This is a genomic window from Streptomyces sp. NPDC058697 (assembly GCF_042715345.1).
Lineage (GTDB): Bacteria > Actinomycetota > Actinomycetes > Streptomycetales > Streptomycetaceae > Streptomyces > Streptomyces liliifuscus.
The window spans coordinates 488603-514165 of record NZ_JBHXSU010000004.1 but is presented as its reverse complement, the minus strand read 5'-3'; the positions used below and the strand labels follow the sequence as shown (position 1 = coordinate 514165).

Genomic DNA, 25563 nt, shown 5'->3' with positions numbered 1-25563 from the left:
GGAAGCCCGCCGGGCGCATACCGTCGAGACGGAGGAGCCGGTCCGAGAGAAGTTCGGTCCGAGAGAGAGCCGGACCGAGAGAGGAGCCGGTCGCGGGCCGGGGTCAGTCGCGGGCCGCCACCCGCTCGTCCGCCCGCTCCCGCTCGTCGTCCCGTACGTCCTCGGACTTGGCGACCAGGATCGTCGTCTGCCGAGTCCGAGTGCGCTGCCCGCGCAGTCCGGTGGCCGTGATGAGCAGGCCCACCACGGCGATCGCGGTGATGACGGCGAGACCCGGGCGGTAGCTGTCGAGGACGGCCTGGGGCGAGGAACTCCCGGAGGAGTTCGCGGTCACGACGGCCGTCACGATCGCGAGGAAGATCGCACCGCCGACCTGCACCGAGGTGTTGAGCAGACCCGAAACCATGCCCTGCTCGTGGTCGTCCACACCGTTGGTGGCCTGGATGTTGAGCGAGGGGAAGACCAGCGCGCAGGCCGCGCCGATCAGCAGCATCGACGGCAGGATCACCGCCGCGTACACGGGGTCCAGGTCGACCCGCAGGAACAGGGCGTAGCCGACGACCATCAGGGCGAAGCCGGCCACGATGAGCCGTGGCGTGCCGAACCGGTCGACGATCGCGCCCATCTTCGTCGAGGACAGCGCCACCAGCGCGCCCGCGGGCAGGAAGGCGAGCGCGGTGTGCAGTGCCGACCAGCCGAGCAGCGACTGCATGTAGATCGTGACCAGGAACTGGAAGCTGACGTACGAGCCGAAGAACGCCATCGCGCCCAGCTGCGCCCGGATCTGGTTGCCGGAGCGCAGTACGCCGAGCCGGATCAGCGGGCTGGGGCTGCGCTGCTCGACGCGTACGAACACGGTCAGCAGGACGGCCACCGCGAGGAACGACAGCAGCGTACGGGCCGAGGCCCAGCCCACCTCGGGTGCCTGGACGACGGTGAAGACGAGCAGCAGCATCGAGGCGGTGCCGAGGATGGCGCCCGGTATGTCGTAGCCGCGGTGGGTGCGGTCGCGCTCGCTGCGCGGGATGAGCTTGAGACCGGCTATCAGGGCGATGACCGCGATGGGCGCGGGCAGCAGCATGGTGAGGCGCCAACTGGCCTCGGTGAGCAGCCCGGACAGGACGAGGCCCATCGAGAAACCGGTCGCGGCACAGGTGACGTAGATGGAGAGCGCGCGGTTGCGCAGCGGGCCCTCCGGGAACGTCGTGGTGATGATCGACAGGCCCGCGGGAGCCGTGAACGCGGCGCTCAGGCCCTTGATGAACCGGCTCGCGATGAGCAGCGGGCCCGAGTCGACGAGCCCGCCGAGCAGCGAGGCGAGCGCGAAGACGGCGAGTGCCACCAGGAAGACCTGGCGGCGGCCGAGGAGGTCGGCGGCACGTCCGCCGAGGAGCAACAGGCCGCCGTAGCCCAGGATGTAGCCGCTGACGATCCACTGCAGGGTCGAGGTGGAGAGATCGAGTTCGGAACCGATGGACGGCAGGGCGACGCCGACCATCGACACGTCCAGCGCGTCCAGGAACATCGCGGCGCAGAGCACCAGGAGGGTGCCCCACAGGCGAGGCGTCCAGCGAACAGCCGGGGACGGCGCCGCGGAGGTGGTGAGCGGAGAGGTCATGCGCCACACAGTACATGCGCGTGCATTCAATGCAAGAGCATTTAATGCGTGCGCAACAAAGGCGGTTTTTTGCTAGGGTGCGGGCCATGGCGGCTGTCGAGAAGGCCGAGCAGGGCCTCGTGGACCAGTGGCGCGACATCCTCGCGGTGCATGCGCGCACACTGTGCGAACTGGACCGGAGCCTGCACCAACACGGCCTGGGCGCAAGTGACTTCGAGGTCCTCGACGTACTGGCCGCGTCCGCGCCGGCCGACGGCGGCGACAGCTCGTACCGCGTCCAGGAGATCGCCGAGCGGGTCCATCTGAGCCAGAGCGCGCTGTCCCGGCTGATCGGCCGCCTGGAGAAGGACGGCCTCGTGGAGCGCTGCATGTGCCCGGAGGACCGGCGAGGCGTCCGGGTCGCCCTCACACCGAAGGGACGCGCGCTGCACGGCGAGGTACTGCCGGTGCAGCGGGCGGTGCTGGGGCGGATGCTGGCGGGTGGCTCCGCGGGGTGAACTGGCTGGGGCGGGTGGGTCGTTGAGGCAGTCGGCCGTCCGCCCGTCGCTTGTGTCGTCGCGTGCCGGTCAGTTCCAGGTGACCGCGGACTTCCGCCGCCACAGCGTCGCGATCGACGAGTCTCCCGTCACGCTCGGGAACGGGCCGCGGTTCCACAGCGCCAGGTAGAGCTGGGCAGTCGTCCCCGCCAACTCGCAGTCCGCGTCCGTCAGTTCGCCCCGCTCGGCCGCCGGGGGCTCGGCCGACAGCCGTACGCTCCACACGGCGTCCGAGTCCGAGGCCCGTACCCTCAGCACCCGCGGCTCGTCCGTCCGTACCCTGCTCCTGCTGCGGGCGTGGAAGCCGAGCAGCAGTTCGTCGATGCCGTCGGCCGCGAAGGCCACGGGGACCGCGGTCGGCGTGCCGCCGCGTGCGGACTCCGCGTCGACCCGGTGCACGGTCGTCTCGTGGGCCTGCCGCCGTGCCCAGAAGGCGAGCGGTGAAGGGGCGGGCAGGAAGCTCCAGCACTCCACGTCGGGAGGAGCGGTGGCGAGCGTCTCGACAAGCCTGCGGTGTCCGTCCCGGAACCAGGTCAGCAACGCCGAACCGTCCAGCTCGGGCAGGCCGCCGTCGGGGTGGTACGAGGTGTGCCCCTCGGCCACGAACGCCGTGGCCCAGCGGTGCACCATGCCGGTGTGCCGCAACAGGTCCCGCACCTGCCAGTCCGGGCAGGTGGGCACGTTGGCGTCGGCCCCGGCCTCCTCCGCGGCCTCGGCCAGCAGCCCGCCTTCCCGGTCCAGGCTTCGAATGAACTCGGCAGTCTCCATGAAGGGGAGTGTGCCGGATGGAGCGGGCTTCAGGAGGGACAGCAGGCGGTGTGCTGGTCGAGGGCCACGATGTTCGCGGCGGGACGGCTGAGCACCGAGCCGATGGTGCCGACGACGTCGGGGCGGGTCGTCGTACGCGACTCGGTATGAGCCGGTGTGTCCAACTCCGCTGTCAGCCCCCGGTGTTCGCGTCCTTCTCGTCGAAGCTCGCGAAGTAGACGGCGGCCATGTCCTCGTCGGCGTGGCCCTGGGCGGCGGCGCGGGCGAAGCGGTCGGCGCTCGCGGCGGCGACGTCGAGACGGAGTCCGTGCCGCTCGCCGGCCTCCACGATGAGCCGGGCGTCCTTGCCGGCGGTGCCCACGGCGAAGGCGGCCGGTGTCAGCTCGTCGTTGAGGATGAGTCCGGCCTTGGCGCGCAGGTAGCCCATGTCGAGCGGGCCGCCCGCGATGGCGTCGAAGAAGCTCTGCGGCTCCACGTCCAGGGCCTTGGCCAGGGCCAGCACCTCACCGGTCGCGTTGGTGACGGCGAGGACCCAGCTGTTGGCCACGAGCTTGAGGCGTGTCGCGCTGCCCGCCGCGCCGTCCTCACCGGTCCACACCGTACGGGCGCCGACGGCGTCGAAGACCGGCGTCACGGCCTCCCTGCCGTCGCCCGGACCGGCGGCCAGGACGAGCAACTGACCGGCCTCGGCGGGCTGTCGGGTGCCGAGAACGGGTGCGTCGTAGAAGACCAGGCCCTTCTCGCGGGCGAAGTCGGCCAGCTCGCCGACGGCCTCGATCCCGGCGGTCGTCGACTGCACCCACGCGGTGCCGGCGCGCAGGGCGGGTGCGGCCTGCCGCATCACATCCAGCGCGGCGGGACCGTCGTACAGCATCGTGAGGACGACATCGGCGCCCTCGACCGCCTCCGCGGGGGTGTCGGCGACGTGCGCGCCGTCGGCGGCGAGGGGTTCGGCCTTGTCGCGGGAGCGGTTCCAGGCCCGGACGGTGTGTCCGGCGCGGACGAGGTTGCGGGCCATCGCGGCGCCCATGATCCCGGTGCCGAGGACAGTGACGGTGAGCTTGTCGGTCATGACATCAACTTTCCTGATCCGTATGGTGCGTCGGGTACCACTGTGCCCTGCCTGGCCCTGCCGTGGCGTGGAGTGGCGTGCTGCGCCGTGACGGTGTCGGGCGCGCGGCGCTGTGCCTCGGCGGGCGGTGTCTCACCCGGGGGCGGCTCCGGCGATGCCGTCAGTCGGCCGTCGCCCGCCGTGTCCCGTACCCGATGACGGCGGCCACCGCGGCCAGGGTCGCCACACTGGTGAGGGCGATGGGCAGGGAGAACCAGTCGGCCATGAAACCGATGGCGGGCGGCCCGAGGAGCATGCCGCCGTAGCCGAACGTGGAGGCGACGGCGACGCCGCTGGGGCCGGCCAGGGCGCCGGCCCGTTCGACGGCGATGGGGAAGATGTTGGCGAGGCCGATGCCGGTGACGGCGAAGCCGAGCAGGGCCGCCCACACGGAGGGGGCGAGCGATCCGACGAGCATGCCGGCGGCGGCCATGGCGCCGCCCGCGACCACCGTCCGGGTCCGCCCGAGCCGCTCCAGGAGCGTGGTCCCGCAGAGTCGGCCGATCGTCATGGCGAGCGCGAAACACGAGTAACCCGCGGCGGCGATGCCCGGGTGCGCGTGCAGGTCCTGCTCCAGGTGCAGTGTGCCCCAGTCGGCCAGGGCCCCCTCTCCGTAGGCCGTGCAGAGGGCGATCAGACCGAAGACGACGACCAGTCGGCGCGTACGGGCGTCCGGTCGCCGGGGTGCACGCTCCTCGGGCCGTCCGGGCGTCGGCCGCGGTACGGGGGATTCGTACCGCAGCAGGGCGCGTCCCGCGACAGCGGTCACCAGCAGGCCGATCACGGTCAGGCCGAGCAGATGCCGGGTCGGCGACAGCGAGCCCGCGACCAGTCCGCCGAGGCCGGCGCCGATCATTCCGCCCAGGCTGAAGGCCGCGTGGAAACTGGGCATGATCGGTCGCCGCAGCGCGGCCACCAGGTCGACGGCGGCGCTGTTGAAGGCGACGTTGATCCCGCCGTACGCGGCGCCGAAGACCAGCAGGACCGCGCCGAGTGCCCAGGTGGAGTGGGTGAGGGGTGGCAGCGCGACGCTGAGGGAGAGGAGGATGCCGCAGGCGACGGTGACGGGGTGGCTGCCGTAGCGGCGGCAGAGCCGGCCGGTGAACATCATCGTGACCACAGCGCCGGCGGAGACGCCGAGAAGGGCGAGGCCCAGGGCGCTGGCGGAGGCGTTGGTCTGCTCTTTGATGGCGGGGATACGGACGACCCAGCCGGCGAAGATGAAGCCGTCGAGGGCGAAGAAGACGGTGAGGACGATGCGGAGTCCGGTGAGGTCGTTGCCCGGCACGACACTGTGCGATCGGGATTTGTTTATTAGCGGCACAAAGTCAGGCTAGGTGGGAGCCGGTGGCTGGGCAAGGGAGTTGACAGCTGCCTGGCCGGCAGGGGCTTGGGGTGCCGCAGGGAAACGCCTCTGTGGTCGGTGGCGCCCAGCGGTGCGTAGCGGATGCCCGTGGCAGTCGTCGCGGGCTTCTGGCGCCTACCCGGGGCTGACCGGCCCGACGGAATGTGCAGAGCGGCGCCCCGGGCGACCGACTGGGGACTGGTGTCGCGCGGACCTGAATTCCATTGCTCGGCTGGTTCGCGGCCAGCCATGTCTGCTGTTCCGGCGCGTGTGTCCATAGGGTGTGCCGGTCCTCGGACACGATTCAGGCCTGGAGAGCGCCGATGCGTCGTAGCCAAGAGCGGACCTCGGCGTCGGCCTTCCCGACTTCCTCGCCCCGTATCGCCAGCCCTTCTCCGATGGTCGCGCCCGGGCAGACCGCCGCGTAGTCGCGCCGGGTGGTGCCCAGTCCGCTCATCGCGTGCGTCGTGACGGGATGGACCGTCTTGCCGCGGAAGTCGTGCTTCTCGGCGAAGGCCGACATGATCATGGGTGCTCGGACGTTCCAGATGGGGCTGCCCAGTAGCACCACGTTGTAGCGGTCGATCGAGGACAGGGGGTCGGCGATGGCCGGCCGGGCATCGGCGTTCTGTTCGCGGACGTTGCGGGCGACCGTCTCGTCGTAGTCGTCGGAGTAGGGGTCGACGGGTTCGATGCGGTGCACGTCGCACTCGATGTGCTCGCGGATCATGCGGGCGAGGACTTCCGTGTTTCCGATCCTGAGGCGGGTGCGTCCGCCGTTGAAGTAGTTCTCGCCCGGCCGGGAGAAGTAGGCCAGCAGGACCCTCTTCCTGGGCGAGGACGTCGCCCCACGCTGCTCACCGGCCTCCGGCGCCGCCTCGCTCGACTTCGACGGGGAACAGCCCGCGATCTGGACGCCGGTCATGATGGTGCCTCCTCCCAGAAGTACGCCGCGGAGGAGTGCGCGTCGCCCCGGCGCGGGGGCTCCGCCCTTCCAGGTGCCGAATCCGTCCCTTGTCATGGTGCTGCCCGCTGCCCGCTGCCCGGGTCAGCCGTCAAGGCGCCGTGCGCTGAGCCAGCTGACCATCGCCGGGTCGCGGTGGTCGAAGAACAGCGTCGCCCCGGTCTCCAGGGTGGCGATGGCCGCCATCTGGTCGTCGGTGAGCTCGAAGTCGAAGATGTCGATGTTCTCCGCCATGCGCTCGGCGCGGACCGACTTGGGGATCGCGACGACGCCACGCTGGGTCAGCCAGCGGAGCACGACCTGTGCCACGGACTTGCCGTGCTTCGCGCCGATCCCGCTCAGGACGGGGTGGGTGAAGATGTCGTTCTTGCCTTCGGCGAACCCGCCCCACGACTGGATCTGGACCCCGTGCTCGCGCATGAGCTCCTGGTCGGCGGTGCGCTGGAAGAACGGGTGGGTCTCGATCTGGTCGACCGCCGGGGTGACCTCGTTGTTGAGGACGAGGTCGAGGAGCCGGTCGGGGTAGAAGTTGGCGACGCCGATCGCCTTGGCGCGGCCCTCGCGGTGGAGGGACTCCATCGCGCGCCACTGGCCGTACACGTCCCCGAAGGGCTGGTGCATCAGGTACAGGTCGAGATGGTCCAGGCCGAGCTTGGCCAGCGACGTCTCGAAGGCGCGCTTGGTGTTCTCCTCGGCGGGCGCGTCCTGGACCCACAGCTTGGTGGTGACGAACAGCTCGTCGCGCGGGATGCCGCTGTTCTTGATCGCCCGGCCGACGGCCTCCTCGTTGCCGTACGCGGCGGCGGTGTCGAGCAGCCGGTAGCCGGCGGCGAGGGCGTCGGTGACGGCCTGCTCGGTCTGCTCCGGCGGGATCTGGTAGACGCCGAAGCCGAGGACGGGCATCTCGACGCCGTTGTTGAGGGTGATGGTCTGCATGGGGCGTTCCTTACGTTTCGCGGGTTCTTCGAGCATCGCGCCTTTCCGGCCCGGCCGGCAGGTCGAGCTGTGCCGGGGAGCGGCGTTCGGGGTAATGACAGGGCCCCCCACGCGCCTGCCACCCAGGTCAGCGCGGTGTGACACTGATGGCATGGCATCCGATCAGAGCACCGACAGGGGTGGCGGCGGTGAGCTGGGCCGGTTCCTGCGCGCGCGACGCACCCAGACGAGCCCCGACCAGGTCGGCCTCACCGTGGGCGCCGGACTGCGCCGCACCCCGGGCCTGCGTCGCGAGGAACTGGCCACGCTCGCCGGCATCAGCATCGACTACTACGTACGCCTGGAACGCGGCAAGGAGACCCGCCCCAGCCCTGCCGTCCTCGATGCCCTCGCCCGTGCCCTGCGTCTCGACGACACCGAGCACCAGCACCTGCGCGAGCTCGCCGCCCGCGCCGCGCAGTACGCCCGCGAACCCTCGCCGCCGAGCCGCACCGTGCGCCCGCATCTGAAGCTGCTTCTGGAGACGCTGCGGCCGAGTCCCGCCTACGTCATCAGCCGCGGCATGGACCTGCTGGCCTGGAACCCGGGCGGCCTCGCCCTGTTCGCGGGCCTCTCCGACTGGCCCGCCACCCAGCGCAACATCGCCCGCTACCTCTTCCTGCACCCCACCGCGCCCATCCTCTTTCCCGACTGGGACTACCAGGTCCGCGGCTGTGTCGCACGGCTGCGCGCCCAGTCCGGCATCGACCCGGACGCCCCCGACCTCACTCATCTGGTGGGCGAACTCCTGCTCAAGAGCCCCGACTTCGCCAAGCTGTGGGAGCGCTACGACGTCGTCGGCCGCAAGAAGACCCAGAAGACCTTCCATCACCCCCAGGTCGGCGTCCTCACCCTCAGCGGCCAGAGCATGCACCTCGAAGAGACGCCCGGCCAGCGCCTCGGCGTCTACACCGCCGAACCCGGCACCCCGGACCACGACGCCATGCTCCTGCTCGACCTGACCGCACCCGAGCCCGCCGCGCATCCGGACATGAGGGTCTGACAGCGACACCGCACCGACCGCGGAACGATCGGTTGAAGGGCCTAGAGCCTAGAGAAGGTCGGTCCAGGGGGAGGCGGGATCGTCCTCCGCGGCCGCCGACCGGTCATCGTGTGCCGGCGTCCGCTTTGCGAGTTGCTCCTGCCCGAGCAGGTCCAGCAGGACCATCGCGTCGTGATCTGCGGTGCCGGGTTCGGCGTGGTAGGTCACCATGCGGTGCCCGGGGGTCCCTTCCAGCTCCATGGACTGGTACCCCGTGGTGAGGTCCCCGACCTCGGGATGGTGGAAGGTCTTGCGGCCGTAGGAGGGACCCTTGATGTCGTAGCGCTCCCACAGACGGGTGAACTCCGGGCTCTTGAGGAGGAGTTCACCGGCGAGCCGGATGAGGTCGGGAGCGTCGGGATCGGTGCCGGCCAGGGCGCGCAGCCGGGCCACGCAGCCGCGGACCTGGGTGTTCCAGTCGTGGAACAGGTCACGCGAGGCGGGGTGGAGGAAGAGGTAACGGGCGATGTTGCGCTCCCTGGCCGGCCAGTCCTCGATGCCGGGGAGGAGCCGCAGGCCGCCGGGGTTGGCCGCGAGCAGGTCGTCGGTACGACTGACGACGTACGCGGGGTGGGGGCGCAGGCTCTCCAGGAGCAGTCTCACACCGGGCCGGACGGTGCGGCTGGGCGCGGCGGGCGGCTCGGGCGCACTGCGCGCGGCGCGGGCGGCCAGGCTGCGCAGGTGCTCCAGCTCGTCGTCCTCCAGCAGGAGGGCTCGGGCGAGGGAATCGACCACCGACGCGCTGGGCCGGGTCTCCTTGCCGCGTTCCAGACGGACGTAGTAGTCGATGCTGATTCCGGCCAGCGTGGCCAGTTCCTCGCGGCGCAGTCCGGGCGTACGGCGCGGGCCGGAACCAGCCGTCAGGCCGACCGCCTCCGGGGTCACCCGGGCCCGGCGGGCGCGCAGGAAACGCCCCAGCTCGGTGCCCACGCCGTTCTGCTCGCTGTTCATGTCTTCCAGTCTGCGGGCCGCGCAACCTCTGCGGCATATGCGTGGGGGGCCCTGTCACACCCCGGAGTACCGCTCCCCGGCACAGCCCGACCTGCCACGCGGCGCGCGATACGGGAAGAGTCGATGGCATCGGGGATGTCCGTCAGAAGCCCCGGTGCGTACCGGCGAGCATCTGGCGATGTGGGAAGGCACCGGCGACGGCAGCCCCGAGACCGAGTGGCTCGAAAAGGTCTCGGACGAGGAGTACAACGCCCCTCGCAGCGGCACCCGCTGAGCCACGGACCCGCCTGCGATCGACACAACGCCCCATTCCGAGCAACACAGCTGGGAGAAGTCTCATGCGAGCAACACTGATGTACGGCGCCGGAGATGTGCGCGTGGAGAACGTCCCCGACCCGAAGATCCAGAACCCCACCGACGCCGTCGTACGCGTCGTGCGCTCCTGTGTCTGTGGCAGCGACCTGTGGCCGTACGGGTCGATGTCCGCCTCCGAGGAGGGCCGGCGCATGGGCCACGAGTTCCTCGGCGTGGTCGAGGACGTCGGCTCGGAGGTGGCCGGGCTGGCGTCCGGTGATCTGGTGGTCGCGCCCTTCGTCTGGGCGGACAACACCTGTGACTTCTGTACCGAAGGACTGCAGACCTCCTGCCGTCACGGCGGCCAGTGGGGCCCGAACGGTGTGGACGGGGGCCAGGGCGAGGCCGTCCGCGTGCCGCAGGCGCAGGGCACACTGGTGAAGCTGCCGGTCGCCGAGGACTCGGCTCTGCTGCCGTCCCTGCTGACCCTGTCCGACGTGTACTGCACCGGCCACCACGGAGTCGTGACGTCCCGGGTCGCCCCCGGCAAGTCGGTCACCGTCATCGGCGACGGCGCGGTCGGGCTGTGCGCGGTGCTGGCCGCCAAGCGGCTCGGCGCCGAGCGGATCATCCTCATGGGCAGGCACACGGTCCGCACCGACCTGGGCCGCGACTTCGGTGCCACCGACGTCGTCGCCGAGCGCGGCGAGGAAGGCATCGAGCGGGTGCGGGAGTTGACCGGCGGAGACGGCACGCATGCGGTGATCGAGGCCGTCGGCGCCACGCAGGCGATGGACACGGCACTGAGCATCGTCCGCCATGGGGGTGTGATCAGCCGGCTCGGTGTCGCGCAGTACACCGAGATCCCGCTCGGCTTCGAGTCGATGATGGGCAACATCACGGTCACCGGCGGCGCGGCCCCGGCCCGTGCCTATATCGAGGAGCTGCTGCCCGACATCCTCGACGGCACGGTCGATCCCGGCCGGGTCTTCGACCACACGGTCGGCTTCGACGGCGTACCGGACGGCTACCGTGCCATGGCCGACCGGACCGCCCTGAAGGTCCTGATCCAGCCCTGACCCGGCGGTGACCCGTACGAGGAGTTGCGCGCCCCCGAGAGTCCTCGTACGGGGTGCCGTCGGTGGAGACGGCGGGGGGCTACTGGACGAGTTCCCAGTCCTGGGAGCCGTCTGTGGCCGCGTTCTGCAAGGTCAGTGGGGCTCCGTCGGAGGCGCCGGTCAAGTACAGGCTGGTGTTCTTGACCGACTGCAGCTTGTAGAACCCGTCGCTGGTCCTGACCAGGTTCCAACTGCCGGTGGCGCTGTTGTCGACCCACTGGCCGATCCGTTGGCCGGCCGTCGCGTTACCGGTCCAGATGGCCGCCGCGCGGCCGCCCGACTTGTTCAGCAGGCTCGTGCCGCCGTTCGGCTCGGTCACCGCGTGCCAGTACTGGGTGTCCGGGTTCGCCGCCGAGCCGGGCTCCTCCAGCACGACGTCGGGAACGTCTCCGTTGCCGATGTTCGCGTCGTTGGTCCTGTTCCCGGTACCGATCACCTGGTCGGTCCTGCGGTTCACCAACTGGTAGTAGGCGCCGGCGGAGTGGCCGAGGTCGACCTCGGCGTAGGCGATCGTCGAGGTGCCCTGGTTGTTGAGGATCGCGATGCGCCCCGTGCCCTCGACGTACTGCAGGTTGCGGCTGTAGCCGGCCGGCGAGGTCGTCTGGTACTCCTTCCACGTGCCGTCGCTGCGTCCGCTCTCGTTGACCCAGACATTGCCGCTGCCCGCCGCGTTGTAGACCAGGCGCCCGCCGGGCAGTTTGATGACGACCGGACTGCCGCCCCTCGTGAGCGGGCGGGAGCCTGCGGCGACCGGCAGCGAGGCGACGTCCGTGCCGGTGGCGGAGCCGCGGTAGAACTCCAGCGGGCTGTCGGCGATCACGTACCGGGTGTTGGCTCCCCCGCCCCAGTACTCGAACGGGAGCATCCACTTGCCGTCCGCCGTTCGCACGACGTTCGTCATGCCCGGCCGGCCGCCGCCGATCTCCGTCTTGCCGCCGCCCATGTTCTGGGTCAGTCCGGCGAGGTCGACGACGGGGGCGCTCCACTGGGCGCTGCTGCCGTCCCAGGTCTTGTGGACGAGGATCTGACCGTGCGAATCCGGGGCGGTGTCGTTCGCCGGGTCCAATGTCGGCACGCCGGTGGCCGCGTCGAAGCCGGTGTAGTCGTTCTCGTCGGAGTAGTAACAGACGAGCTTGCCCTTGTAGACCATCAGGTACGGCTCCCAGAGGGGGTCCACCTGCTTGTTCGTGTTGGCGGCGGCGATGTTCTGGCCGACCGCGCCCGCGCTGCCACCCTGCCAGCCACCCGTCGCGACGACGTTGAGGACCTTCCACGACGCGCCTTCGTCGGTGCTGGAGTACAGGGCGATCGCCAGGTCCTTGCGGTCGCCGTCGTTGGACGGCGTCCAGTTCGGGTCGGCCGCCTTGCGCTCCTTGTAGTAGTAGTCGTCGCCGGACACTACGCTCGCGAGAAGCAGGGTCCCCTGCTTCAGGGTCCCGACGTCCTGGGGAAGCGTGTAGAGGTACGGGTTCGTCCAATTGCTGGTGTACTTCGCGTACTTGGGGTCGCTGGAGAGATACGCGGGAGCCTTGACCTCGGACAACGACTGCCATGACGTTCCGTGGTCGTCGCTCTTGTACACGGGGAGGGTCTGTCTGTCGGCGCTGCCCGTCGCCGACACCACCGTGGACTTCTCGAACGACGCGACCAGACGTCCGCCCGGCAGCTGCGCCGACTTCGGGTAGACCGCGCAGTTGCCCCGCCCCTTCAGACACGGCTCGTTGCCCAGCTGGTAGAGGATCCCGCCCGTCGGGTTGTACGCCTGCGCGCCGGTCATGGGGATCGCCAGCATCGCGGACGCCGCGACGAACGTACCCAGCGCCTTCACTGTTCTTCTTCGCACAGCTCTTATTTGCACAGCCCCTCCTTCGGGGAGACGAGTATGCGGACGTCCCAGGCGCCGAGGTCCAGCGCCGTGCCCGCGGGGAGGGACGTGCCGGTCAGGGCATCGGAGAGGTTCACCGGGGTGGGGACGCTCGCGGGCTCCCAGCTCCAGTTGTGGACGATGTGGACGCGACGGCCGTCGGGGGAGGTGCCGGTCGTGGCGGTGACGGTGCCCGGGAGGTCCTGCCACGCGCTGCGGGAGGACGGTGCCACCCAGGCGGCCAGTGCCCGGGCGAGGTCGCGGCCGGGGACGGTGCCGACGGTGGTGACGTGGCCGGCGCCGTGGCGGCGGGTGGTGACCGCGGGCCAGCGGCCGAAGTGCGGGTGGTCGTAGGTGGCGAGCACCTCGGCGTCGGTGACGGTCAGGCCGTCGACCCAGCGCGTCGCCGTCGCGTCCTGCGGCAGCTTCAACCGGCTGTCCGGCGAGGTGCGTACGGGGATGTCGCTCCCCAGGTTGCTGAACTCGTCGTACTGGACACCTGCCGCTTCCACGAGTCGTCCGGGGGCCGGTTCATGCCGGGCCCTGGCCTCGTGGTCGGCGTAGCCGGTGCGCGGGCCGAGGACCAGGTGGCCGCCTGCTTCCGCGTAGGCCGCAAGCCAGTCGAGTTGGGAGTCGGCGGCGATGTACAGCGCCGGGACGAGGACGGGGTGGCGGCGCACAGCCTCCTCCGGTGGCAGGCCCTCCCGTTCGCCGCGCGGGTCGTGCAGCTGGCGGGCGTGGACGATACGCACCTGGCGGCCGGCGTCGAAGGCGCCCCGGTAGAACGGGTCGAAGATGCGGTGGTAGGCGGTGGGGTCGGGTTCGCCGTCGGGGGCCGCGAGCGGCGGGTACTTCTGCATGAGCCACTTGCTCGGCGTCGAGTAGACCATCGTGATGTCGGCGTCCGGTTCGAGCCCGGCGACGAGTGGACCGGCTGCCTCGAACTCCGAGCCCAGGCGGGCGAGTTCGGCGTAGGTGCGACCGGGCCGGCCGGTGTGGGGCAGGATGCCGCCCCAGTAGGTCTCGGCGCCGAAGTGCAGCGTGTGCCAGTGCCAGTACTCGATCATGCGGGCGCCGCGTGCGACGAGCGCCCAGGCGGCCTGTCGCCACTGGCCGTCGTAGGCGGGGCGGTTGTCCCACGGCATGCCGATGGAGCCGGCGTTGGTCTCGGTGACGAGGAAGGGCTCCTGGCGGGAGGAGAACATCCAGTCGGCGGTCTGGTACAGCGCCCACACACCGGTGGTCTGCCAGCTCTGCTCGTGGTCGTCCGGTGTGGGGTCGGGCAGCAGCAGATCGTCCTGCATGCCGTAGTACGCGTTGCCCGTGGCGATGTCGAGGCGGTCCGTCAGCTCGTCGTCCTCCACCGCGGGCCGCTTGTAGGAGATGCAGGTGGTGACGAACTGCTCGGGGCCGGCGTACTCACGAACGATGTCGGCCTGCCAGCCGATGAACTCGGTGACCTGGCGGGCCTGGAACTCCCGCCAGGCGACGTCGTACTGGGGCTGGACGTTGCCGTCGGGCGTCCACAGGTCGGCCCAGGTCGACAGCCTGTGCGACCAATACACCAGGCCCCACTCGCGGTTGAGTGTCTCCACATCGCCGTACCTCGCGCGCAGGTGGTCGACGAAGCGCTCGAACACCCCGTGGTTGTGCAGGAGTTCGTTGCCGGGTTCGTTGTCGACCTGGAAGCCGATGACCGCGGGATGGCCGGCGTACCGGGCGACCGTTTTGCGGATGACCCGCTCGGCGTGGAAGCGGAAGGCGGGGTGGGTGAAGTCGACCTCCTGGCGGGCGCCCCAGCCGATGCGTTCGCCGGTATGCCGCTCACCAGTGATCTCCGGGTACTGGCGGGCCAGCCACGGCGGGACGGCGTACGTCGGGGTGCCGAGGACGACCGAGATGCCGCGCTCGTGGGCGCCGTCGAGGACGGGCTGGAGCCAGTCGAGATCGAAGCGCCCGTTCTCGGGCTCCCAGGTCGACCAGACGGACTCACCGACGCGGATGACGCTGAGGTGGGCGTCGGCCATGAGGTCGAGGTCGGTCTTGAGGCGCTCGTCGGGGCGTTCGGTGCCGTAGGGAGGCCGGTACTCGTGGTAGTACGCGGCGCCGAAGAGGACGCGGGCGGGCAGGTCCGCCATGGACAAACCTCCGGGGATCAGGGGGAGTTGGGGGCAGGGCGCGTGCGGGTGTTACTGCTTGACGCCGCCGGTGGCCAGGCCGCTCTGCCAGTACCGCTGGAGCATCAGGAAGGCCAGGACGAGCGGGACGATCGAGATCAGGGAGCCGGTCACGACGAGGGCGAGCATGTCGCTGCTGGCTCCGGCGCCGCCGTTCTGGGCCTGGTCGGCCCAGCGGGACAGGCCGACCGTGATCGGGTACAGGTTCGGGTCGTTGAGCATGATCAGCGGCAGGAAGTAGTTGTTCCAGGTGGCGACGAGCGTGAAGAGGATGACCGTCACCAGGCCGGGGGCCAGGAGCCGCAGCGCGATGGTGCAGAAGATGCGGAACTCTCCGGCGCCGTCCACGCGGGCGGCCTCGATGAGGCTGTCCGGGACGGCGTCCTCGGCGTAGATGCGCATGAGATAGAGGCCGAAGGGGCTGATGAGGGAGGGCAGGATGACGGCCCAGGGGGTGTTGACCAGACCCGCCTCGGCGAAGAGAAGGTAGGTGGGGATCGCCAGCGCGGTCGTGGGGATCATGATGGCGCCGAGCACGAGGTTGAAGGCGGCGCCATGACCGCGGAACCGGTACTTGGCGAACCCGTACCCGGCGGCGGCCGCGAGGAGTGCGGCGCCGAGTGCGCTCACCCCGGCGTACATGACCGTGTTGAGCAGCCAGCGTCCGAAGACGCCGTCGTCCTGGGTGAAGGTGGCCTTGATGTTCGACAGCAGCTGCGGGGCGTCCGAGAACCAGAGGCCGAAGCTGTTGAACAGGTCCTGGGTGCTCTTCGTCGAGGCGACCAGCAGCCAGAAGAGCGGCAGCAGGAAGTACGCGAGGGCGGCCAGCATGGCGATGGTGAGCGGGGTGCTGCGGCGGCGGGCGGGCGAGCGGCGCCGGGACCGGGCCTCGGCGGGAAGCCGCTTTGCCGCCGAGGTGGTGGCGGCTGTGGACGCGTTGGGCGTCACGGTGGTCATGAGGTCCTCCTGCGGTTCGCGGTGAGCAGGAAGGCGTACGACACGATCACGATGACCAGACCGAGGATGAAGGACACGGTGGCCGCGTAGTTGGTCTGCTGGCTGATGAAGGCGACCGAGTAGGCGTAGAGGTTGGCGGTGTACGAGCTGTTGATGACGTCCGGGGCGACCTTCATCAGCAGGCTCGGTTCGTTGAACAGCTGGAAGCTGCCGATCACCGAGAAGAGCAGGGTGAGCGTCAACGCCGGGCGCAGCGCGGGGAGTTTGACGGACCAGGCGATCCGCCAGGCGCCGGCACCGTCCATGGCGGCCGCCTCGTACAGCTCGGCGGGGATGGTGCGCAGGGCCGCGTACAGGATGATCATGTTGTAGCCGACGAACTCCCAGGTCACGATGTTCGCGAGGCTGCCGAGCATCCAGCTGTCGCTGAGGAAGTGCGGGGCCGGCAGGTGGAGATCGCGGCTGATCTGGGCGAAGGGGCCGAAGTCGGGGCCGTAGAGGTAACCCCACATGAGGGTGGCGATCACGCTCGGGACGGCGTACGGGACGAAGATGCCGAGCCGGATCACCCGCGACAGCCGCAGCAGACCGCTGTCCAGCGCGAGCGCGAAGAACAGGGCGAGGAGCAGCATCACGGGAACCTGGATGACGAAGAACAGCGCGACACGGCCGATGCCCTTGCGGAGAAGCGGGTCCTTCAGCGCCGTCACGTAGTTGTCCAGGCCGACGAACGACGAGCCGCCGATGAGCTTCTCCTGGAACAGGCTCAGATAGGCGGCGTAGCCGAGCGGGGCGAGGAAGAGCAGCACGAACAGCACCATGAACGGGGCGATGAACAGGGCGCCCGCCGTGCCGTGACTCCGACGGGGAGGGGACTTCGTAGGGTTCGTGCGGGTGACCGCTGTGGTGGCCATCGTCAGCCTCCCTCGACCGTGAAGCCCTGACCCTTGGCGAAGGTCGTGATGCGCGACTGCCACGCACCCAGCGCGCGGACGGTGTCGGACTTGTCGGCGAGGGACTTGCCGACGGTCTCCGTCCAGTCCGTGGCGACCCGGTCGAGGAACGGCGGCCACTGGAAGGAGGGGTTTACCTGTGAACTGATGTCCGCGAAGACCTCGTTGACCTTCTGGCCGCCGTAGAAGGCGGGCGTGTCCCCGAGGAAACTCGCCTCGGCGAGCAGGGCCTTGGTCGCCGGGAAGAAGAACTGCTCGGTGGCGAACATCTTGGCGCTGGCGGGGTCGCTGTTGAGGAACTGTGCGAACAGCGCCGCCTGGATCGGGTTCTTGCTGGAGCGGATGACCGCGGTGGTCGAGCCGCCCCAGTTGCCCGAGCTGGGCTTGGCGGCGTCCCACTGCGGGAGCGGGGCCGCGCGCCACTTGCCCGCGGTGGCCTTGGCGGAGCCGGAGAGGAAGGCCGGGCCCCAGGCGCCGGTGAGCCAGGTGGCGTACTTGCCCTTGTTGAGCGCGGCGTACCACCCGTCGGTGAAGTCGGGCTCGACGCCGATCACGCCCTCCTTGGCGAGGGCGCCCCAGTAGTCGCCGAGCTTCCTGGAGACGGCGTCGTCGACGCTGACGGTGATGTCGCTCTTGCCGGAGGTCACGTACGGCTTCGCGCCGGCCTGCCACAACAGGCCGTGCCAGGCGGCCACTTGGTTGGCGGCGAGGTTGGTGAGGTAGACGTCAGGGTCGGCCTTGTGGAGCTTGCGGGCCGCCGCGGCGAACTCGTCCCAGGTCGTGGGGACTTCGATGCCGTGCTGGTCGAAGATGTCCTTGCGGTACAGCATGCCCATCGGGCCGGTGTCCTGCGGAATCGCCCAGACCTCGCCGCCGCTGCCGCTCACCTGGCCCCAAGTCCAGTCGACGAACGTGGACTTGAGCGCGGAGGCGCCGTACGGGCGCAGGTCGAGCAGGCTGTCGGTGATGGTGAAGGTAGGGATGGCCTGGAACTCGATCTGCACCATGTCCGGCGCGCCGCTGCCCGCCTTGAGCGCGGTGCGCAGCTTGGTGTACTGGGGCGTGCCCTGGCCGGCGTTGACGACCTTGACCTTGACGGCCGGGTACTTCTTCTCGAAGAGCGCGACCTCCTTGTCGATGTTCGGAACCCAGGTCCAGAACGTCAGCTCGGTCGGCGTCCGCATCGCCTTGTCGATGTCGGCCTGGCCGACCGGCTTGGCGGAGGTTCCGCTGGTGCCGTCGCTGTCGCCGCCGCAGGCGGACAGTGCGGCGCTCAGCGACAGCGCTCCCGTCGCGGTGAGGAAGAGCCGACGGTTCATGGAGGAGGAGCCGGATGTGGGCATGGTGAACTCCCGCCGATGGCGAAGGGGCCGGCACGCCGGGGGAGGGCGTGCGGAAAGGGGATGACGAGGAAGAGGGGTGGGCGCGACGAACTGGACGTCGGAGCCGACAGGTTCGGGGAGCGTGGCCGCGCGGCCGGTGTGCGGCACACCGATGTGTGCGGGACAGGCGGGGAGCGCTGAGGCTAGGCGGCTCAAGAGCCGCTGGGTGAAGCGGAGTTCGCGTGTTGGCCGCACTGCGGGGTCGTCCGCGGCGGCGGTGACGCGGTCGGGTCGGACGGGGTCGAACAGTGGCCGGTACGGCGGCTCGCCCCTGGAATCACCCGCCGGGTCCGGGCTCTGAGGCCGGACTGATCGGCGCTGTTCAGTGGTGGGTGGGCGAGCCTCCCTTCGTATGCGGGGGGCTGTACGTGCCTTCGCGGGATCGGGAGGCGGTACGTCGCCGACGTCCCGGGGGCGTCCGGGGTGGCGGGGGCTGCGTCGAGGCACGGACGACGAGGTCGACCGGTGGATCGCTCGCCGGCAGCGCCTCTGCCTGCGGGTTCTCGATGGCGTGCACGAGCCGTTTGAGACCCTCCTGCGCCACGGTGTCGAACGGCTGCCGCACCGTGGTCAGCGGGGGAGTCACATAGGCGGCGACCGGGATGTCGTCGAAACCGACGACGCTGACGTCCTCCGGCACCCGCCGGCCGGCCTCCGCCAGAGCCCGGATCAGACCGATGGCCATGTCGTCGTTGGCGGCGAACACCGCCGTCACCTCGGGGTCGGTGGCCAGTTCCCGGCCCGCCGCGTAGCCGGACGCGGCCGACCAGTCGCCCTCGATGACCGGCGGTTCGTCCCTGCCGTGTGCGGCCAGGGTCGCCCGCCATCCTTCAAGACGGTCCTTGGCGGCGAACCACCGCTGGGGACCGGCGAGATGATGGACCGTCACATGCCCCAGGTCCAGCAGGTGTTCGACGGCCGCCCGGGCCATCAGATCGGCGCCGCCCGCCCCGGTCAGCACCGTGGAGGCGGTGAAGGGCGGTGGCGCGCCGAGGACCAGGACCGGCACACCGACATGGACGGACAGGTCTCCTTCGCTTCCCTCCTCCTCGATCGGCTCGGAGATGACGATCCCGTCCACGCCCTGGTCGAGGAGTGAGCCGACGGCGCCGGCGACGCCCGCGGGGTCGCCTTCCATCGTGTTGACCACGCGGAGCGCGTAGCCCGTGTCCCGGACGACCCGCTCCACCCCCATCAGCAGTGAGGCGGGACCGTACAGGGCCGTGCCCAGCGTCACCACGCCGATCGAGCGGGTTCGTCCGGAGGCCAGTGCCCGGGCGGCGTTGTTGCGCCGGTAGCCGAGCTGTTCGGCGGCTTCGAGGACGCGCCGGCGCACCTCGGTGGAGACGTACGGCTCGTCGTTGAAGACCCGCGACACCGTCTTCTGCGAGACCCCGGCCAGCCGGGCCACGTCCACGCTGCGCGCCGCACCGGGGCTCCCGTCCCGCCCAGTCCCTCGCGTCATTGCGTCTCCCGATGGCTGCACGATCGAGCCCAATACTGTCAGACGCGGTTGTCTGACTGCGCTGTCATGTCTACGCAGTCATAAGGCGGCCGTCAAGAGTTCGGAACGTATCCGTAACGTCCGTCAGCATCGGCCCGGCCCGGCCGAGGCCGCCATCAGGCCCACGTGGACCACCGGTCCACGTGGGCGTCGGTCAGCGGGTCGGTGCTTCGACACCCGTCATCGCGAGGGCCTCCGGCGGAAGGCGGTCGCCGTGGATGGTGATGCGGGCGACGGCTGCGTTGAGCTCCTGGAGTTCGTCGCGGGTGAACCTGACTTCTTCGGCGCCGATGTTCTCCAGGAGGTGGGAGAGCCTGGTGGTGCTGGGTATCGGTACGATCCACGGCTTCTGGGCCAGCAGCCAGGCGAGGTCGATCTGGGCGGGCGTGGCACCCTTGCGAACGGCCCAGTCCTGGAGCAGCTGCACCAGCGGCATGTTGGCGGCCAGGTTGTCCCGGCTGTTGCGGGGGAACGCGGTCCGGCGGTCGCCCTCCGCGAACCGGGTGTACGGACTCATCGTGCCGGTCGTGAAGCCCATGCCCAGCGGCGCCCAGCACACGAAGCCGATGCCGAGTTCCTCGCAGAGTGGCAGGACCTGCTCCTCGGGTCCGCGCCAGAGAGTGGAGTACTCGTTCTGGATCGCGGTGAGCGGCTGGATCGCGTGGGCCCGGCGGACGGTCCCCAGGCCCGGCTCGGAGAGGCCCCAGTGCAGCACCTTGCCCTGACGGATGAGGTCCTTCACCGTGTCCGCGACGTCCTCGATCGGGACGGTGGGGTCGACGCGGTGCTGGTAGAGCAGGTCGATGTGGTCGGTCCTGAGGCGCTTCAGCATGCCGTCGACGGCTCGGCGGATGTGGTCGGGGCGGCTGTTCAGGCCGTTCCGGGCGCCGGTGTCCGGGTCGATGTCCCAGCCGAACTTGGACGCGATCACCACGTCGTCGCGGACGGGCCGCAGGGCGTCGCCGACGATCCGCTCCGACTCGAACGGCCCGTACGCCTCGGCCGTGTCGAAGAACGTCACGCCCTGGTCGACGGCTGTGCGGATGAGGGCGACCATGTCCTTGCGGCTGGTGACGGGACCGTAGAGGTTGCCCGGCATGGTCTGCGTGCCGAGGCCGATGCCGGAGACCTTCAAGGACCCGAGCCTGCGGTGACCGGTCTGCGTGATGGCTGCGGTCACCTGGTTACGGCGGCGCGTGCCTGCTCCGGTGCTCGTGGCGGGCGATGCCGCCTGTGCCGGCGCGGCTCCCGTCACGGCCATCAGCGAGGTCGCTGCGAGCGCGGCCGCGCTCAGGAAGCCGCGACGGCCGTGGCCGGCCGAGTTGCCGTGCGGCGCGCTGTCCTGTTCGTGCATGGGTTACGTCCCTCGTGGTCGTCTGTTGCGAGCACCCTTGGTTGCGTCACCGTCGGTGGCCAGGAAGCAGACCCTGTTGCCCCGGTGAGGTCTTGTCCCGGCCCGTACGGGCCTGAGGACGGGGTCGGCCCCATCGAGTGGCCGAAGCGGAGCACGTCCGAGACGAGCACCTGGGCACTTCGTCCGGCGGCGTCCGGTCCACGTGCGTGGCTCGGATGACGCCCATGCTCGTCCGGCGATGGGCGTCCTGCGGTTCAGGGGTTGCCGCGTGGTCGGGCTGATTCAATCAGCGTGACTGGCGGGGTGGCAGGGCGTGCCGTGCCGGGTAACGGCAGTACCCCTCACTCTCGGGCCGACCGGCTTCAGGTGCCGCCCACTTACTGCGGTCGACGGTTGCCAGGGCCTGTTGATCCCAGGGCCGGGCGGGCGCCCTCGTCGGCCGGGAAGGAGGCGTGGGTGAGGTTCTCGGAGATCTGCCAGATGCGTGTCGCGTCGTCCTCGCTGTGAAGCCGGGAGTAGAGGGCCTGTTCGGCGGGGGCGCCCGACAAGTGCCCGAGGCCGCTGGGGCCGTACAGGCGGGCGCCGTGTGCGTCCGGCGAGGTGGCGGCCAACAGGGCCGGAAGCAGCGCGGTCTCGACGGTCCCGGTGAGGATGCCGCGGCGGGACAGTGCGCGGATGAGGCGTACGCCGGCGGTGTCTCGTGCCCGGCCGACCTCGGGGCGCGCGGCCAGGAGGCTGGTGGGGGCGATGCCGGGGTGGGCGAGGTTGCTGGTGATACCCCAGCCTGCGGCTTGGCTGCGCCGGTCCAGTTCGAGTCCGAACAGGCCGAGCGCGATCTTGGACTGGCTGTACGCCCGGCGGCCGTGGTAGGACCGTTCCCAGTTCAGGTCGTCCCAGTTGATGGCGTTCTCGTTCGCGCTGATGCTGAGCTGTGAGGTCACGCGGGCGCGGCCGGCGCGGAGCAGGGGCAGCAGGTGGGCGACGAGAGCGAAGTGACCGAGGTGGTTGCTGCCGAACTGCAGCTCAAAGCCGTCGGCGGTGGTCTGCCGGTCCGGCGGAGTCATCACGCCGGCGTTGTTGATGAGGATGTGGATCGGACGGTTCTCGCCGCGCAGCGTGGCTCCCAGCGCGGCGACCGAGTCCAGCGACGACAGGTCGAGTTCCCGCAGGGACAGGGCCGCTTCCGGGTGCCGCTGCTTGATCCTCGCGACCGCCGCTTCGCCCTTGCGAGGGTTGCGTACGGGCATGACGACCTCGGCACCGGCGGCGGCGAGGCGGCCCGCCAGGCCGAGGCCGACACCGTCGCTGGCACCGGTGACGACGGCGAGCTTCCCGGAGAGGTCGGTAACGGTGATGTCCGGTCGCGTACGTGACATGTGCTGCTCCAGGGGTTCTCTGGCAGGTGGAATGCGGATGTGATCTCAGGCTGTGGCTGGTCCACGGAGATATCCACGGCCTGTCGATCCCAGGCGGGCCTGGCCCGGTCCGCCGCGGCCGGAAGGGGGGATCAACAGTCCGAGGCAGCCGTCCGGCGCCGCTGGCAGGATGAAAGAGCACTGAAGCCAGGGAGGAAGCAGCTGTGATCGATCGAGCCGGGCTCGCCGAGTTCCTGCGCCGCCATCGGGAGTCACTGCAGCCTGAAGACGTCGGTCTCCCGCGCGGGTTGCGTCGTAGAACCGCCGGTCTGCGCCGCGAAGAAGTCGCCACGCTCTGCCACATCTCTACCGACTACTACAGCCGGCTGGAGCGGGAACGCGGACCGCATCCGTCCGAGCAGATGATCGCCTCGATCGCGCAGGGTCTGCATCTGTCCCTCGACGAACGCGACCACCTGTTCCGCCTCGCCGGGCACAACCCACCCGCGAGAGGCCCGATCAGCGAACACATCAGTCCCGGCCTGCTCCGCATCTTCGACCGGCTCACCGACACCCCCGCCGAGATCGTCACCGAACTCGGCGAGACACTCCGGCAGACCCCGCTCGGCGTCGCACTCACCGGCGACACCACCCGGTACACAGGCCCGGCCCGCAGCATCGGATACCGGTGGTTCACCGACCCGGCCACCCGGGCCATCTACCACCCCGACGACCACGCGCACCACTCCCGCGTCTTCGCCGCCGGGCTACGCAAGATGGTCACACTCCGCGGGCCCGGATCACGGGCCGCCCACCTCATGGACCTCCTGCTCGCCCACAGCGAGGAATTCCGCACCGTCTGGAAAGACCACGAAATCGGCATCCACTACAACGGCGTCAAACGCTACGTTCACCCTGAGCTCGGCGTCCTGGAACTGACCTGCCAGACACTTCTCGACCCCGAGCAGTCGCACTTCCTTCTCGTCCACACCGCGGTCCCCGGCAGCGAAAGCTACGAGAAACTACAGCTTCTCTCCGTCATCGGACCCGGCGTCTCATCGGACAGGCCGTTCGGGGATTGTCGGAAGAACCCTTCCAGCGATGTCGAGGAGAACACTGTCGTCGGGGAGGGCTCCTGACTTGCTCCACACGGCAATATCGCAGTATCCGCCCCGGTCCTTGGAGTCCAGGGCCACGGTCAGTGTCCTGGCCAGGGGACCTTGTTCGACCGGTCCGCCGGATCCGCCACTCCGGAGATCGATCTCGAACTGCATGGTGTGAGCCGAGGAGAAGACCGCGGGACGACCGACAACCGCAAGCGTCTTGATGTCCGTCTCATCCCCGAACTTCATCAGCTTCGCGTACTGGTCGGTCGACAGATGGTTGTAAGTGGCCGAGACATTCACGGTGTACGTGTCGAACGTGACCTCGGCCTCCGGTTGGGCGACCTTTTCATCAGTCAACGGAGCGGTGTTGTTGGTGCCGGAAGCGGAGATCGCGATCTCTCCGGGCGTTCCCAGGAGCGTGGCCAGGTCCGGCCGGTTGAGCGCCTTGCACAGCTCTTCACCGGTCACAGGCTCTGGCGTCTGCTTGTAGGCCTTCGGCAGTTCCTCGTGCTCCCCGCTCGAACACGAGGCGGGCTGCGGGGTGTTGACGTCGGACGGCATCACGCGTGGGGCCACCCACACCGCGGCCGCGAGTGCACCGAACACGGCCAAGGCCGCAACGGCCTGGCCCCATGCGTTGTGGTCCTTCTCTGGAGTGCCCGGGGCGGGACTTGGCCCCGTTCCGACTTGGGCCTGGGCATGGGCCTGGGCCTGGGCTTGGGCTTGGGCGACAGCATCGACCGCGGCCCCGTCCGCGGAGGCTGCCGGACTCGGGTTCCGGCGTGCGCGCAGGGCCCGGATCACCGCGTGGACGCGTATCGCGGTGAACACGAGGAACACCACGCCGAGACCGGCCGCGACCCGATCGTGATCGTGGACGGCGAGATACATGATGCGTACGCCGAGAACGGACCCGACCGCGATGAGGAGGGGTTCGCGGACCCAGAAGGGCAGGAGACGGAGGAGGAAACCGAGCATCCGGCGATCTCACCAGGTCAAGACGATCTTCGCCGTGGTGGAAGCCACAATTCCGGGCGCGTACATGATCTGCCGGGCAAGAGATGCCAAGCCGGCGATCCCGAGATCGCTTCGGGGACGTCAGCTGATCGTTTTCGCGTTCTTCCAACGACGGTTCGTCCGGGGCGTCTCCACCAGAGGATCGCTGTTACAGCCTGGGCCAACCTCCTGGCAGGGCACATCCAGATGTCTGATCAACAGGTTGTGGCGCCGACCTCTCGCGCAGCGGCAAGGTAGGCGAGAACCAGCGTCCGGTTGTCGTCCTGGCAGGCGGCCACCGCCAGTTGGGAGGGGGAAATGCCCCTGACCGGCACGGCGATCACCTCGTCGCGGACGATCAGTGGGGCGTTTCCGGTGGCCAGCAGCGCCACTCCCTGGCCGCCGGCGACTGCCTCGTGGGTCTCCTCGGCGCTGGCCACCACCCCACCGATCCGCGGTTGTCGACCGTCCCGGGCGTCCAGGGCGAGCCAGTAGTCCCGCAGCGGGCCGGCCTCCGGGGGGAGGGCGAGGAAGGGCTCCTCGAGCAGGTCGGTGAAGTCGACCTTTCCCTCGGGGTCGGACGCGGCCCGCGCCGCCAGGGGGTGTCCGTCCGGCAGCGCGACCAGCCGGGGTTCGCGGGCCACCACCGCGTACTGGTAACGGTCATCGTCCGGCAGCGGCAGCCAGACGAAGGCGACATCGCTGGATCCATCCGCCAACCCGGCAGTGGGATCCGCCCAGTTGACCTGGTGCAGGACAGGCTGCGCGTCCGGATACCGGGAGACAAGGCGGGTCCGCAGAGCGGGCAGCAGCCCACGGCCCGGACTGGTGGACATGCCGATCACCAGAGTGCGCCGCTCGGCGGTCTTCGTCTCCTCCACCGCCGCCTCCGCGTTCTGCCAGGCGGCCAGCACCGCTCGGGCGTGCGGCAACAGGGCTTCCCCCACCGCGGTCAACCGCACTGTCCGCCGGTCCCGTTCGAACAGGACCACGCCGAGTTGCTTCTCCAGCATCCGAATCTGCTTGCTCAGCGCGGGCTGGGAGACGAACAGCCGCTCGGCGGCGCGGGTGAAGCTCAGTTCCTCGGCGACCGAGGTGAAGTAGCGCAGATCACGCCCATGGACGTCCATAACTCATGGCTATCACAAGGGGTCTTGGACGCCGCCCTGATACCTGGCGAAGGATTGATCCTG

The 25563-nt window shown here is 69.9% G+C and carries 22 protein-coding genes; 4 read left to right on the top strand and 18 right to left on the bottom strand.

The genetic code is table 11. From position 1 onward, the window contains the following. Positions 1–103 precede the first annotated feature (103 nt). Positions 104–1618, bottom strand: a complete 1515-nt coding sequence (locus ACFWXQ_RS13145) for an MFS transporter (protein ID WP_383945169.1) — start codon at positions 1616–1618, stop codon at positions 104–106. An 86-nt stretch (positions 1619–1704) separates the two neighbouring features. Here ACFWXQ_RS13145 and ACFWXQ_RS13140 point away from each other — a divergent pair, with 86 nt between their 5' ends. Further along, positions 1705–2115 (top strand): MarR family winged helix-turn-helix transcriptional regulator, encoded by a 411-nt coding sequence (locus tag ACFWXQ_RS13140; RefSeq protein ID WP_383945171.1) that lies wholly within the window; start codon positions 1705–1707, stop codon positions 2113–2115. A 69-nt stretch (positions 2116–2184) separates the two neighbouring features. Here the strand turns inward: ACFWXQ_RS13140 and ACFWXQ_RS13135 are convergent, their stop codons facing one another. The 6 genes from ACFWXQ_RS13135 to ACFWXQ_RS13110 all read right to left on the bottom strand — a co-directional run bounded on the left by ACFWXQ_RS13135 (position 2185) and on the right by ACFWXQ_RS13110 (position 7278). Beyond that, positions 2185–2922: a maleylpyruvate isomerase family mycothiol-dependent enzyme gene (locus ACFWXQ_RS13135; protein WP_383945174.1), complete on the bottom strand. Its 738-nt coding sequence runs from the start codon at positions 2920–2922 to the stop codon at positions 2185–2187. Positions 2923–2951: 29 nt separating this feature from the next. Further along, the gene (locus ACFWXQ_RS13130) at positions 2952–3086 is read right to left on the bottom strand and encodes a hypothetical protein (RefSeq protein ID WP_383945177.1); all 135 of its coding nucleotides are present in this window, start codon (positions 3084–3086) and stop codon (positions 2952–2954) included. Between the two features lie 8 nt (positions 3087–3094). Further along, positions 3095–3994: an NAD(P)-dependent oxidoreductase gene (locus ACFWXQ_RS13125; protein WP_383945180.1), complete on the bottom strand. Its 900-nt coding sequence runs from the start codon at positions 3992–3994 to the stop codon at positions 3095–3097. A 160-nt stretch (positions 3995–4154) separates the two neighbouring features. Next, positions 4155–5321 carry an MFS transporter gene (locus ACFWXQ_RS13120; RefSeq protein WP_383945183.1) on the bottom strand — a complete coding sequence of 389 codons (1167 nt, stop codon included), beginning with the start codon at positions 5319–5321 and terminating at the stop codon, positions 4155–4157. A 361-nt stretch (positions 5322–5682) separates the two neighbouring features. Further along, a complete protein-coding gene (locus ACFWXQ_RS13115; protein ID WP_383945186.1) occupies positions 5683–6303 on the bottom strand; it encodes a flavodoxin in 621 nt (206 codons plus the stop codon). 123 nt (positions 6304–6426) lie between these two features. Next, positions 6427–7278, bottom strand: coding sequence for an aldo/keto reductase (locus tag ACFWXQ_RS13110; RefSeq protein WP_383945189.1), 852 nt, complete (start codon positions 7276–7278; stop codon positions 6427–6429). Between the two features lie 151 nt (positions 7279–7429). Here ACFWXQ_RS13110 and ACFWXQ_RS13105 point away from each other — a divergent pair, with 151 nt between their 5' ends. Beyond that, a complete protein-coding gene (locus tag ACFWXQ_RS13105) occupies positions 7430–8320 on the top strand; it encodes a helix-turn-helix transcriptional regulator (protein WP_383945191.1) in 891 nt (296 codons plus the stop codon). Positions 8321–8368: 48 nt separating this feature from the next. On the opposite strand, the gene ACFWXQ_RS13100 is transcribed toward ACFWXQ_RS13105, so the two are convergent. Next, on the bottom strand, positions 8369–9310 hold the full coding sequence (locus ACFWXQ_RS13100; RefSeq protein ID WP_383945194.1) for a helix-turn-helix transcriptional regulator: 942 nt from the start codon (positions 9308–9310) through the stop codon (positions 8369–8371). 338 nt (positions 9311–9648) lie between these two features. Here ACFWXQ_RS13100 and ACFWXQ_RS13095 point away from each other — a divergent pair, with 338 nt between their 5' ends. Then, positions 9649–10683, top strand: coding sequence for a zinc-binding dehydrogenase (locus ACFWXQ_RS13095; RefSeq protein WP_383945197.1), 1035 nt, complete (start codon positions 9649–9651; stop codon positions 10681–10683). A gap of 79 nt (positions 10684–10762) precedes the next feature. Here the strand turns inward: ACFWXQ_RS13095 and ACFWXQ_RS13090 are convergent, their stop codons facing one another. From ACFWXQ_RS13090 to ACFWXQ_RS13055, 8 genes are all read right to left on the bottom strand, one after another. Continuing rightward, positions 10763–12514 carry an RICIN domain-containing protein gene (locus ACFWXQ_RS13090; protein ID WP_383945214.1) on the bottom strand — a complete coding sequence of 584 codons (1752 nt, stop codon included), beginning with the start codon at positions 12512–12514 and terminating at the stop codon, positions 10763–10765. Positions 12515–12570: 56 nt separating this feature from the next. Then, positions 12571–14724, bottom strand: a complete 2154-nt coding sequence (locus tag ACFWXQ_RS13085; RefSeq protein ID WP_383945199.1) for a beta-galactosidase — start codon at positions 14722–14724, stop codon at positions 12571–12573. A 51-nt stretch (positions 14725–14775) separates the two neighbouring features. Next, entirely contained in the window at positions 14776–15720 is a 945-nt protein-coding gene (locus tag ACFWXQ_RS13080; protein ID WP_383945202.1) for a carbohydrate ABC transporter permease, read from the bottom strand. Further along, on the bottom strand, positions 15717–16634 hold the full coding sequence (locus ACFWXQ_RS13075) for a carbohydrate ABC transporter permease (protein ID WP_383945205.1): 918 nt from the start codon (positions 16632–16634) through the stop codon (positions 15717–15719). Before ACFWXQ_RS13075 ends, ACFWXQ_RS13080 begins: the two co-directional genes overlap by 4 nt. 2 nt (positions 16635–16636) lie before the next feature. Then, on the bottom strand, positions 16637–18016 hold the full coding sequence (locus ACFWXQ_RS13070) for an ABC transporter substrate-binding protein (protein WP_383945208.1): 1380 nt from the start codon (positions 18014–18016) through the stop codon (positions 16637–16639). Between the two features lie 361 nt (positions 18017–18377). Further along, the gene (locus ACFWXQ_RS13065; protein WP_383945211.1) at positions 18378–19520 is read right to left on the bottom strand and encodes a LacI family DNA-binding transcriptional regulator; all 1143 of its coding nucleotides are present in this window, start codon (positions 19518–19520) and stop codon (positions 18378–18380) included. A 193-nt stretch (positions 19521–19713) separates the two neighbouring features. Next, positions 19714–20913, bottom strand: coding sequence for an aldo/keto reductase (locus ACFWXQ_RS13060; RefSeq protein WP_386268161.1), 1200 nt, complete (start codon positions 20911–20913; stop codon positions 19714–19716). Between the two features lie 377 nt (positions 20914–21290). Beyond that, positions 21291–22289 (bottom strand): SDR family oxidoreductase, encoded by a 999-nt coding sequence (locus ACFWXQ_RS13055; protein ID WP_383938998.1) that lies wholly within the window; start codon positions 22287–22289, stop codon positions 21291–21293. Positions 22290–22492: 203 nt separating this feature from the next. Here ACFWXQ_RS13055 and ACFWXQ_RS13050 point away from each other — a divergent pair, with 203 nt between their 5' ends. Further along, a complete protein-coding gene (locus ACFWXQ_RS13050) occupies positions 22493–23407 on the top strand; it encodes a helix-turn-helix transcriptional regulator (protein WP_383938996.1) in 915 nt (304 codons plus the stop codon). Here ACFWXQ_RS13050 and ACFWXQ_RS13045 read toward each other — a convergent pair. Both ACFWXQ_RS13045 and ACFWXQ_RS13040 read right to left on the bottom strand, forming a co-directional pair. Then, the gene (locus ACFWXQ_RS13045; RefSeq protein ID WP_383938993.1) at positions 23324–24352 is read right to left on the bottom strand and encodes a DUF6215 domain-containing protein; all 1029 of its coding nucleotides are present in this window, start codon (positions 24350–24352) and stop codon (positions 23324–23326) included. The genes ACFWXQ_RS13050 and ACFWXQ_RS13045 overlap by 84 nt on opposite strands. A gap of 233 nt (positions 24353–24585) precedes the next feature. After that, positions 24586–25500, bottom strand: coding sequence for a LysR substrate-binding domain-containing protein (locus ACFWXQ_RS13040; protein WP_383938990.1), 915 nt, complete (start codon positions 25498–25500; stop codon positions 24586–24588). Positions 25501–25563 lie beyond the last annotated feature (63 nt).

Bases quoted from the DNA above. Each gene is read 5' to 3' on its own strand.
- ACFWXQ_RS13145 (WP_383945169.1), bottom strand. From the start codon at position 1,618: ATGACCTCTCCGCTCACCACCTCCGCGGCGCCGTCCCCGGCTGTTCGC.
- ACFWXQ_RS13140 (WP_383945171.1), top strand. From the start codon at position 1,705: ATGGCGGCTGTCGAGAAGGCCGAGCAGGGCCTCGTGGACCAGTGGCGC.
- ACFWXQ_RS13135 (WP_383945174.1), bottom strand. From the start codon at position 2,922: ATGGAGACTGCCGAGTTCATTCGAAGCCTGGACCGGGAAGGCGGGCTG.
- ACFWXQ_RS13125 (WP_383945180.1), bottom strand. From the start codon at position 3,994: ATGACCGACAAGCTCACCGTCACTGTCCTCGGCACCGGGATCATGGGC.
- ACFWXQ_RS13115 (WP_383945186.1), bottom strand. From the start codon at position 6,303: ATGACCGGCGTCCAGATCGCGGGCTGTTCCCCGTCGAAGTCGAGCGAG.
- ACFWXQ_RS13110 (WP_383945189.1), bottom strand. From the start codon at position 7,278: ATGCAGACCATCACCCTCAACAACGGCGTCGAGATGCCCGTCCTCGGC.
- ACFWXQ_RS13105 (WP_383945191.1), top strand. From the start codon at position 7,430: ATGGCATCCGATCAGAGCACCGACAGGGGTGGCGGCGGTGAGCTGGGC.
- ACFWXQ_RS13100 (WP_383945194.1), bottom strand. From the start codon at position 9,310: ATGAACAGCGAGCAGAACGGCGTGGGCACCGAGCTGGGGCGTTTCCTG.
- ACFWXQ_RS13095 (WP_383945197.1), top strand. From the start codon at position 9,649: ATGCGAGCAACACTGATGTACGGCGCCGGAGATGTGCGCGTGGAGAAC.
- ACFWXQ_RS13090 (WP_383945214.1), bottom strand. From the start codon at position 12,514: ATGCTGGCGATCCCCATGACCGGCGCGCAGGCGTACAACCCGACGGGC.
- ACFWXQ_RS13085 (WP_383945199.1), bottom strand. From the start codon at position 14,724: ATGGCGGACCTGCCCGCCCGCGTCCTCTTCGGCGCCGCGTACTACCAC.
- ACFWXQ_RS13080 (WP_383945202.1), bottom strand. From the start codon at position 15,720: ATGACCACCGTGACGCCCAACGCGTCCACAGCCGCCACCACCTCGGCG.
- ACFWXQ_RS13075 (WP_383945205.1), bottom strand. From the start codon at position 16,634: ATGGCCACCACAGCGGTCACCCGCACGAACCCTACGAAGTCCCCTCCC.
- ACFWXQ_RS13070 (WP_383945208.1), bottom strand. From the start codon at position 18,016: ATGCCCACATCCGGCTCCTCCTCCATGAACCGTCGGCTCTTCCTCACC.
- ACFWXQ_RS13065 (WP_383945211.1), bottom strand. From the start codon at position 19,520: ATGACGCGAGGGACTGGGCGGGACGGGAGCCCCGGTGCGGCGCGCAGC.
- ACFWXQ_RS13060 (WP_386268161.1), bottom strand. From the start codon at position 20,913: ATGCACGAACAGGACAGCGCGCCGCACGGCAACTCGGCCGGCCACGGC.
- ACFWXQ_RS13055 (WP_383938998.1), bottom strand. From the start codon at position 22,289: ATGTCACGTACGCGACCGGACATCACCGTTACCGACCTCTCCGGGAAG.
- ACFWXQ_RS13045 (WP_383938993.1), bottom strand. From the start codon at position 24,352: ATGCTCGGTTTCCTCCTCCGTCTCCTGCCCTTCTGGGTCCGCGAACCC.
- ACFWXQ_RS13040 (WP_383938990.1), bottom strand. From the start codon at position 25,500: ATGGACGTCCATGGGCGTGATCTGCGCTACTTCACCTCGGTCGCCGAG.